Origin of the sequence: Streptomyces sp. WAC04114, assembly GCF_019733245.1 — a bacterium.
Taxonomy (GTDB): Bacteria; Actinomycetota; Actinomycetes; order Streptomycetales; family Streptomycetaceae; genus Streptomyces; species Streptomyces massasporeus_A.
Genome location: NZ_JAIGQA010000253.1, coordinates 1 through 9,315 on the forward strand (window position 1 = coordinate 1; position 9,315 = coordinate 9,315).

8 protein-coding genes are annotated in these 9,315 nt (G+C 72.3%); 4 read left to right on the forward strand and 4 right to left on the reverse strand.

All coding sequences use genetic code 11. From position 1 onward, the window contains the following. Positions 1-118: 118 nt before the first annotated feature. The 3 genes from K4G64_RS36600 to K4G64_RS36610 form a co-directional block, all read right to left on the reverse strand. The gene (locus K4G64_RS36600) at positions 119-814 is read right to left on the reverse strand and encodes a gamma-glutamyl-gamma-aminobutyrate hydrolase family protein (RefSeq protein ID WP_221760203.1); all 696 of its coding nucleotides are present in this window, start codon (positions 812-814) and stop codon (positions 119-121) included. Positions 815-851: 37 nt separating this feature from the next. After that, entirely contained in the window at positions 852-2,297 is a 1,446-nt protein-coding gene (gene eat, locus K4G64_RS36605) for an ethanolamine permease (RefSeq protein WP_221760197.1), read from the reverse strand. 153 nt (positions 2,298-2,450) lie between these two features. After that, entirely contained in the window at positions 2,451-3,188 is a 738-nt protein-coding gene (locus K4G64_RS36610; protein WP_221760198.1) for a FadR/GntR family transcriptional regulator, read from the reverse strand. 118 nt (positions 3,189-3,306) lie between these two features. Here K4G64_RS36610 and K4G64_RS36615 point away from each other — a divergent pair, with 118 nt between their 5' ends. The 4 genes from K4G64_RS36615 to K4G64_RS36630 are packed head-to-tail and all read left to right on the forward strand — an operon-like array spanning position 3,307 to position 7,782. Further along, positions 3,307-4,671: a glutamine synthetase family protein gene (locus tag K4G64_RS36615; protein WP_221760199.1), complete on the forward strand. Its 1,365-nt coding sequence runs from the start codon at positions 3,307-3,309 to the stop codon at positions 4,669-4,671. 8 nt (positions 4,672-4,679) lie between these two features. After that, complete coding sequence (locus tag K4G64_RS36620) at positions 4,680-6,053, forward strand: aldehyde dehydrogenase (protein WP_221760200.1); 1,374 nt, start codon at positions 4,680-4,682, stop codon at positions 6,051-6,053. Beyond that, a complete protein-coding gene (locus K4G64_RS36625; protein WP_221760201.1) occupies positions 6,050-6,835 on the forward strand; it encodes a 3-oxoacyl-ACP reductase in 786 nt (261 codons plus the stop codon). Before K4G64_RS36620 ends, K4G64_RS36625 begins: the two co-directional genes overlap by 4 nt. A gap of 47 nt (positions 6,836-6,882) precedes the next feature. Then, a complete protein-coding gene (locus tag K4G64_RS36630) occupies positions 6,883-7,782 on the forward strand; it encodes a DUF2510 domain-containing protein (protein ID WP_221760204.1) in 900 nt (299 codons plus the stop codon). Positions 7,783-7,795: 13 nt separating this feature from the next. Here the strand turns inward: K4G64_RS36630 and K4G64_RS36635 are convergent, their stop codons facing one another. Next, the gene (locus K4G64_RS36635) at positions 7,796-8,998 is read right to left on the reverse strand and encodes an amino acid deaminase/aldolase (RefSeq protein ID WP_221760202.1); all 1,203 of its coding nucleotides are present in this window, start codon (positions 8,996-8,998) and stop codon (positions 7,796-7,798) included. Between the last annotated feature and the right edge of the window lie 317 nt (positions 8,999-9,315).

The window sequence follows — 9,315 nt, forward strand, 5'->3', positions numbered from 1 at the left end:
GGCACCGTCCGACGGGGCCGGCGCGGGACCTGCTGTCGCTGACGCGGGGATAGCGGCGCGCCGTGACCAGGGGGCTCCACCCCCTGGACCCCCGGCCTGTGCCCACCCACCACCCGAATCAGTCGGTCAGGAAGCCCGGCTCACGGGGCATGGCCGCCTCCACCAGCGCCCTCATCACCCGCACGTCCTCACCCATCTCCGGATGCCACTGCACGCCCAGCACCCAGTCGGCAGAGGGCAGTTCCACCGCCTCCACCGTGCCGTCCGCCGCGTACGCCGAGGGGACCAGGCCCTCGCCCAGGCGGTCCACGGCCTGGTGGTGATACGTCGGCACGAACGTCTCCTCCGGCACGACACCGGCGTACAGACTCCCCGGCACCGGCTTGACGGCGTGCCCCCCGAAGACGCCCACGACCTCGGCGTGCCCGTCGATGTGCTGCACGAGCGTCCCCCCGAGGGCGACATTCAGCAGCTGCATGCCCCGGCAGATCCCCAGCAACGGCACCCTGGCCGCCAGCGCCGCGTCGATCAGGGCCAGTTCCCACGCGTCCCGCTCCGGCGCCGGCGGCCCCGTACGCGGCTCGCGCTCCGCGCCGTAGCGCACCGGCTCGACGTCCGGCCCGCCCGCGATGACCAGCCCGTCCAGCCGGGCCACGGCCTCCGCGGCGTACCGCGTGTCGTCCGGCGGCAGCATCGCGGCCAGGCCGCCGGCCCGCTGGACCAACCGGGGGTAGCCGACCGGCAGCAGGGCGGCCTCCAGCTCCCACACGCCCCAGCGCGCACCGGACTCCAGATAGGTGCTGACGCCGATCAACGGCCTGGTCACGACAACTCCCTCACGGTCGAACTACTCAGTCCCTTGCCAACTCTGCCTCGGCCGCCGCCAGCGCCGCGAACTCCTCCTCCGGCGCCTTCGCCACCAGGTGCTTGCGGCTGTACAGGCCGAAGTAGGCGACGGCGACGGCGTACACCAGGAGCGCGATCAGCGCCGCCGTCACATCCACCAGGAACGTGGCGACCAGCGCCGCACAGGCCAGTACCAGCGCGACCGACGACGTCAGCACCCCGCCCGGTGTCCGGTACGGCCGCTCCAGTTCCGGCTCCCTGCGGCGCAGCACGATGTGCGACAGGGACATCAGCGCGTAGGAGATGGTCGCGCCGAAGACGGCGATGTTCAGCATCCGCGCGCCGTTGCCCGAGACCGCCGCCAGCAGGAAGCCGATCGTACCGGGCACCAGCAGGCCCAGGTAGGGAGCCTTCCGGCGGCTGGTGAGCGACAGGAACCGGGGCAGGTAGCCCGCGCGGGACAGGGCGAACAGCTGGCGCGATCCGGCGTAGATCAGGGAGAAGAACGACGCCACCAGGCCGGCGAGGCCCGCGTAGTTGACGATCCGGCTCAGGGTCGTCGCCTCGCCGTTCGGCTGGAGCGCCTCGACCAGCGGGTTGCCCGCCTCCTGGATCGCGGCGGAACCGCGTGCCCCGGCCGCCGCGAAGAACGTGACGACCGCGAGCACCACCAGGATGCCCATCGACCAGCGGATCGCCTTCGGCAGCGTACGGGCCGGGTCCTTGGTCTCCTCGGCCGCCAGCGGCACGCCCTCGACGCCCAGGAAGAACCACATGCCGAACGGGAACGCCGCCCAGATGCCGAGCAGGCCGAACGGCAGCCAGGAGTTCGAGCCCGCGGCGGAGGGGTCGACCGGGATGTCGTCCAGCGACGCGAAGGAGAAGTCGGGCAGCGCCGCCAGGGCGAACACGATCAGCGCGACCACGGCTATGCCGGTGACGACGAAGCTGAAGCGCAGCGCCTCGCCGACGCCCCACAGGTGGATACCGAGGAAGATCGCGAAGCAGACCAGGTACATCGGCCAGCCGGACTCCAGGCCGAACAGGCCCAGCGACTCGACGTAGTCACCGATGAAGATGACGATGGCGGCCGGCGCGAGGACGTACTCGATGAGGATCGCCGTGCCGGTCAGGAAGCCGCCCCAGGGGCCGAGCGCCCGCCGGGCGAAGCCGTAGCCGCCGCCCGCGGTGGGCAGGATCGAGGACAGCTCGGCGAGGGCGAAGACCATGCACGCGTACATCGCGCCCATGAGCACCATGGCGATCGCGAGGCCTCCGAAGCCGCCCTCGGCCAGGCCGAAGTTCCAGCCCGAGTAGTCGCCGGAGACGACGTAGGCGACGCCGAGACCGGTCAGCAGCACCCAGCCGGCGCTGCCGCGGCGCAGCGCCCTGCGTTCGAGATAGTCGTCGCCCTCCGGGGCGGCGGGTGTGAGGGTGGGTTCCTGGGACATAAGCAGACTCCCGACGGGGCGGCGGCTGTTCACGGGGTCGAGCAGGCTGAGATTCAATGGAATGGAGCCATACCTTTGCGGTGCCGACCCGGGAAGGCAATACCTCTGCGTTAATCGCCCGTAAATCCTCACCGCGCGACGACAGCGCCCGGCTCAGCCGAGGAACCCCCGCAGCAGCGCCGCCGTCCCCCCGCAGTGCTCGCGCATGATCTCCCGCGCCTGGTCGGCGTCGCCCTCGATCACCGCCTCCACCAGGGCGGTGTGCTGCCGCTGGGAGTGCTCCAGGTTGCGCACCAGCAGCGGGATGCAGTCGAGCAGGTCGTTGACGGTCGCGCGGACGGCCGCGTACTGGGCGGTGAGGGTGGGGGAGCCGGACAGCTCGGCGATCGTGAGGTGCAGCAGCGTGTCCAGGCGGCGGTACTCGGCGAGCGGCGCGTCGTGCGTGCGCGCCAGGGCCTCGCGCAGCCGGTCCGCCTGCTTCTCCTCCAGCCCGTGCGCCGCGCACAGCCCGGCCGCGCCCACCTCCAGCACCTCCCGGAACCGCAGCACGTCCTCTATGTCGACCTCGGCGACCCGGCGCCGCAGCTCGTCCTCGCCGACGGCCTCGACGCGCGGCAGCACGAACGTCCCGCCGTACCGGCCGCGCCGCGACTCGACGAGCCCCTGGTCCTGGAGCACCTTCAGCACTTCGCGCAGCGTCACCCGGCTGATCCCCAGCCGCTCCGCCAGCTCCCGCTCGGCCGGCAGACGCTCTCCCCCCGGCACCAGACCCAGCCGTACGACCTGCAGGATCTGCTCCAGCGCCTCCTCGAAGCCGTTGCCCGCGCGCACCGGGCGCAGCACCGGCGTCAGTCCGTCCCGCACCTTCCCGCCCCCAGCTTCCTCCGGCATGTGGCCGTACCCCCTTCCCAAGCAATGGTCCTCGGCAATACCTTATGGCTCCCGGCGGATCCAAGGCAGCGGATCCAAGGAGCCGGCAGCGGATCCAAGGAGCCTAGGAGGCCTTCCCGTGGCAGACCGCACACCCCCGCTGAGCGTCGAGGAACTGCACACCCTCGTCGCCGGCGGTGAGATCGACACTGTCGTCCTGGCCTTCCCCGACATGCAAGGACGGCTCCAGGGCAAGCGGTTCGCCGCACGCTTCTTCCTCGACGAGGTCCTCCACCACGGCACCGAGGGCTGCAACTACCTGCTCGCCGTCGACACCGAGATGAACACGGTCGACGGCTACGCCATGTCCTCCTGGGACCGGGGCTACGGCGACTTCGCCATGCACCCCGACCTCACCACCCTGCGCCGCGTCCCCTGGAACGCGGGCACGGCCATGCTCCACGCCGACCTCGCCTGGAGCGACGGCTCCCCGGTCGTCGCCGCCCCCCGGCAGATCCTGCGCCGTCAGCTGGAGCGCCTCGCCGAACTCGGCTACACCGCCCAGGTCGGCACCGAGCTGGAGTTCATCGTCTTCAAGGACACCTACGAACAGGCCTGGGATGCCGGCTACAAGGGTCTGACCCCGGCCAACCAGTACAACATCGACTACTCGGTCCTCGGCACCGGTCGCATCGAGCCCCTGCTGCGCCGCATCCGCAACGAGATGGCCGGCGCCGGCCTCACCGTCGAGTCCGCCAAGGGCGAGTGCAACCCCGGCCAGCACGAGATCGCCTTCCGCTACGACGAGGCCCTGGTCACCTGCGACCAGCACTCCGTCTACAAGACCGGTGCCAAGGAGATCGCCGCCCAGGAGGGCATGTCGATCACCTTCATGGCCAAGTACAACGAGCGCGAGGGCAACTCCTGTCACATCCACCTCTCGCTCGCCGACGCCGACGGCACCAACGCCATGGCCGGCGACCTCGAAGGCGGCATGTCCGAGGTCATGCGGCACTTCCTCGCCGGCCAGCTCGCCGCCCTGCGCGACTTCTCCCTGCTCTACGCCCCCAACATCAACTCCTACAAGCGGTTCCAGCCCGGCTCCTTCGCCCCGACCGCCGTCGCCTGGGGTCAGGACAACCGCACCTGCGCGCTGCGCGTGGTCGGCCACGGCCGCTCCCTGCGCTTCGAGAACCGCCTGCCCGGCGGCGACGTCAACCCCTACCTCGCCGTCGCCGGACTGGTCGCGGCCGGACTGCACGGCATCGAGCAGAAGCTGGAGCTGCCCGAGCCCTGCCCCGGCAACGCCTACGCCGCCGACCTCGACCACGTCCCCACCACCCTGCGCGAGGCCGCCGAGCTCTGGGAGAACAGCCCCATCGCCCGGGCCGCCTTCGGCGACGAGGTCGTCGCGCACTACCGCAACATGGCGCGCGTCGAACTGGACGCCTTCGACGCCGCGGTGACCGACTGGGAGCTGCGCCGCTCCTTCGAACGCATGTGAGGTCCTTCGTGTCTTCCGAGCACCTTCTGGAAGTACTGAACCCCGCGACCGAGGAGGTCGTCGCCGCCGTCGCCGGGGCGAGTCCGGACGACGTCGACGCGGCCGTCACCCACGCCGCCAGGGCACAGCGGATCTGGGCCGCCCTGCCTCCCGCGGACCGCGCCCGGCTGCTGCGCCGATTCGCGGCCATCGTCGACGAGCACCTGGAGGAACTGGCCCGCCTGGAGGTCCGGGAGGCCGGCCACCTCATCGGCAACGCCCGCTGGGAGGCCGGCAACGTCCGTGACCTGCTGGACTACGCGGCCGGGGGAGTGGAGCGGCTCACCGGCCGGCAGATCCCGGTGCCCGGCGGGCTGAACGTCACGATCCTCGAACCGCTCGGGGTCGTCGGCGTGATCGCGCCCTGGAACTTCCCCATGCCGATCGCCGCCTGGGGCACCGCCCCCGCCCTCGCCGCAGGCAACGCCGTCATCCTCAAGCCCGCCGAGACCACCCCGCTCACCGCCCTGCGCCTCGCCGAACTCGCCCTGGAGGCAGGACTCCCGGAGCACCTCTTCCAGGTCCTGCCCGGACGCGGCGACATCACGGGCGACGCCCTGGTCCGGCACCCCGGAGTCGCCAAGATCGTCTTCACCGGCTCCACCCGGACCGGGACGCGCGTCGCGGCCCTCGGCGCCGAGCAGGTCAAGCCCGTCACCCTCGAACTCGGCGGCAAGAGCCCCAACATCGTCTTCGCCGACGCCGACCTCAAGACAGCCGTCGACCCCTTCTCCTTCCTGGACAACTCCGGCCAGGACTGCTGCGCCCGCACCCGCGTCCTGGTCCAGGAGTCCGTCTACGACGAGGTCCGCGAGCATCTCGCCGAGGCGCTGGCCGCCGTGGTGGTGGGCGACCCGGCCGACGAGAAGACCCAGATGGGCCCGCTGATCTCCCGGCAGCAGCTCGACCGGGTCCGCGGTTTCGTACCGGACGGCGCCCCGGCTCTGCGCGGCAGCGCACCCGAGGGCCCGGGCTTCTGGTTCCCGCCGACCGTCCTCACCGGCGAGAGCCCGGACTCGGCGGCGGCCTGCGAGGAGATCTTCGGCCCCGTCGCCGTCCTCCTGCCCTTCACCGACGAGCAGGACGCGATCCGCCTCGCCAACGGCACCCCCTACGGCCTCTCCGGCTCCATCTGGACCCGCGACGTCGGCCGCGCCCTGCGCGTCTCCCAGGCCGTCCGCGCCGGCAACCTGTCCGTCAACTCCCACGCCAGCGTCCGCTACTGGACCCCGTTCGGCGGCTACAAGCAGTCCGGGGTCGGCCGCGAGCTCGGCCCCGACGCCCTGGCCGCCTTCACCGAAACCAAGAACGTCTTCATCAGCACGGAGGGCCCCGCACAGTGACTGTCCAGGAAAACATCTGCCGCCGCCTGGTCGGCCGTACCGCCGTCGTCACCGGAGCCGGCAGCGGCATCGGCCTCGCCGCGGCCCGCCGCCTCGCCTCCGAGGGCGCCCACGTCGTCTGCGGCGACGTCGACGACACCCGCGGCAAGGCCGCCGCCGAGGAGGTCGGCGGCACCTTCGTGAAGGTCGACGTGACCGACCCCGAGCAGGTCGAGGCCCTCTTCAAGACCGCCCACGACACCTACGGCAGCGTCGACATCGCCTTCAACAACGCCGGCATCTCCCCGCCCGACGACGACTCCATCCTGGAGACCGGCCTGGAGGCCTGGAAGCGCGTCCAGGAGGTCAACCTCACCTCCGTCTACCTGTGCTGCAAGGCCGCCATCCCCTACATGCGGCGCCAGGGCCGGGGCTCGATCATCAACACCGCGTCCTTCGTCGCCAGGATGGGCGCGGCGACCTCCCAGATCTCGTACACGGCGTCCAAGGGCGGCGTCCTCGCCATGTCCCGTGAACTGGGCGTGCAGTTCGCCCGCGAGGGCATCCGCGTGAACGCCCTGTGCCCCGGCCCGGTCAACACCCCGCTCCTCCAGGAGCTTTTCGCCAAGGACCCGGAGCGGGCCGCGCGCCGCCTGGTGCACATCCCGCTGGGCCGGTTCGCCGAGGCCGAGGAGATCGCCGCCGCCGTGGCCTTCCTCGCCAGCGACGACTCCTCGTTCGTGAACGCCACCGACTTCCTGGTCGACGGCGGGATCGCGGGGGCGTACGTCACACCCCTGTAGTCGGGCTCCGGACGGGCCGGGCCGCGCCCTACAGTGCCGGGATGAGCATGACGCCTCCGCCCGGCTGGTATCCCGACCCGCACGCACCGCACCTGCAGCGCTGGTGGGACGGCACGGCCTGGACCGAGCACCGCCGCGCGCCCGAGGCCCCCGCCGCCCCGCCGCCGGGCGGCGGCACCGGCCGCACCAAGGCGGTCGTCCTGACCGCCACGGGCCTCGTCCTGGTCGCGGCGATCGTCACCGGAGCCGTCGTCCTCGGCGGGGGCGACGGCGACGGCACCACGACCAGGACGGCCCCGACCACCACCTCCGCCTCCCCACCCGGCTCGCCGGAACCGACCCCCGAGGCATCCACCTCCGAGCCGTCCGCCGACGACCCCGCGGTCGTCGAGGACCAGCTCAACGGCGTCACGTTCCCGCTGCTCGACGGCTGGGTCCGCCCGCAGCACGTCGCCCAGGACGACGTCGTCATGACGACCGACGGCACCTACGACTGCCCCGGCGGCGTGGGCCTGTGCCGCCACGGCATGGTCTTCTCCCGCACGGTGACCGAGAACGACGAGAAGTCCCCCGAGGCCCTCGCCAAGGCCGACATCTCCGACGCGGCCGACGAGGCCTACGACCGCGACAGCCTCGGCCGCGAGCTCCACGGCGGCATCACGTCGCACCAGGTCGTCAAGTCCGGCCCGGTCGCGGTGGCGGGCCGCGCCGGATACCTGGTGCGCTGGCGCGTGAAGACCGCCAAGGGGCCCGGGGGTTACGTCCAGTCGCTCGTCTTCCCGTCCAGCGTCGGCACCGAGTCGCCGGTCCTCGTCCGGTACGTCTTCGACGCCGGCGAGGACGGACCGCCGCTCGCCGACATGGACCGCGTCACCAAGGGCATCCGCCCGTTCGGCGACGCGGACACCGGCGGCGGCGTCGGCAGCAGCATCGGCCCGACGGACTGACGCCCGGCCCGGCTCAGAGGAACGTGTGGCCCTCGCCGCGGTAGGTGGGCACGGTCTCCGTCACCGCGTCACCCTCGACCAGGTGCAGCGCGTCGAACCGCTCGCACAGCTCACCGGCCTTCGCGTGCCGGAACCACACCTTGTCCCCGATCAGCAGATCGTCGGCGGGCGAGCCGAGCAGCGGCGTCTGCACCTCACCGGCACCCTCCTGAGGGTCGTAGCGCAGCCCCTCCGGGAGGTACGGCACCGGGGACCGGTCGGCCCCGGCCGCACCCGAGGCGGGATACCCGCCACCGAGCACGGTCACCACTCCCACCCCCGGCCGCCGCACCACGGGCATGGCGAACAGGGCCGCCGGACGGCCGCTGAACGACGTGTAGTTGTCGAACAGACGCGGCACGTACAGCCCCGATCCGGCGGCGATCTCGGTCACCGCGTCCTCGGCCGCCGTGTGCTGCACCGAGCCGGTGCCGCCGCCGTTGACGAACTCCAGGTCCGGCACGACGGCCCGCACCGCGCGCACCACCTCCGCACGCCGCTCGGCGAGTTCACGCTTGGCCGCGGCCTGCATCAGCCGGATCGCACGGGACCGCAGAGGACGCCCGGCCAGCGAGTCCCCGACCCCGGCGACATGCCCCTCGTACGCCATGATCCCCACGACCTCGAAGCCGGGCCGCCGGGCCACCGCCCGTGCCACGTCGGCGACTTGGGCGGGGGAGTGCAGCGGCGAACGCCGGGCCCCGACCCGCACCCGCCCGCCGAGCAGCTTCAGGGAGGTGTCCAACTCCAGGCACACCCGCACCACTTCACGCCCGCCGCCCCGGGAGGCGTCGATCAGGTCCAGCTGGGCGACGTCGTCGACCATGACGGTCACGGCGGCGGCGAGCTTGGGATCACCGGCGAGTTCGGCGTAGGCCGCGCGGTCGGCGGACGGGTAGGCGAGCAGTACGTCGTCGAATCCCGACCGGGCCAGCCACAGCGACTCGGCGAGCGTGAACGACATGATCCCCGCGAAGCCGTCCCGGGCCAGGACGCGCTCCAGCAGCGCCCGGCAGCGCACGGACTTGCTGGCGACGCGGATCGGCTTGCCCCCGGCGCGGCGGACCAGATCGGCGGCGTTGGCGTCGAAAGCCTCCAGGTCCACGATCGCGAGAGGGGCGTCGAGATGGGCGGTGGCCCGGTCGTAACGGGCCCGGTCGGCGGCACGCGCAGTCATGAACGCAGCCTGCCAGACCGGATTACCGCAGGGTAGGGGGACGTTCCGGGCAGATGCCCCGGCCTCGTGGACTGGTTCCCGTTCGCCCAGGAACAAGCCGTAGAGTGACGCGCACGTACGGCGCAGGGCGCCGGCCGGGGATCCGCGCCGGGATGACGCTCCGTCCGTACGGGTAGGTGTGCCCGGGACGATTCCGTGCCGGGCCTCGGGCACGACGACACCGGCCCGCGCCGGACGAGCGGCCCGGGCATGAGGAAACGGGGGGTGCATGAGCACGGAAGCGCAACGTGCCTCCTTCCCCCCGCGCCCTACCACCC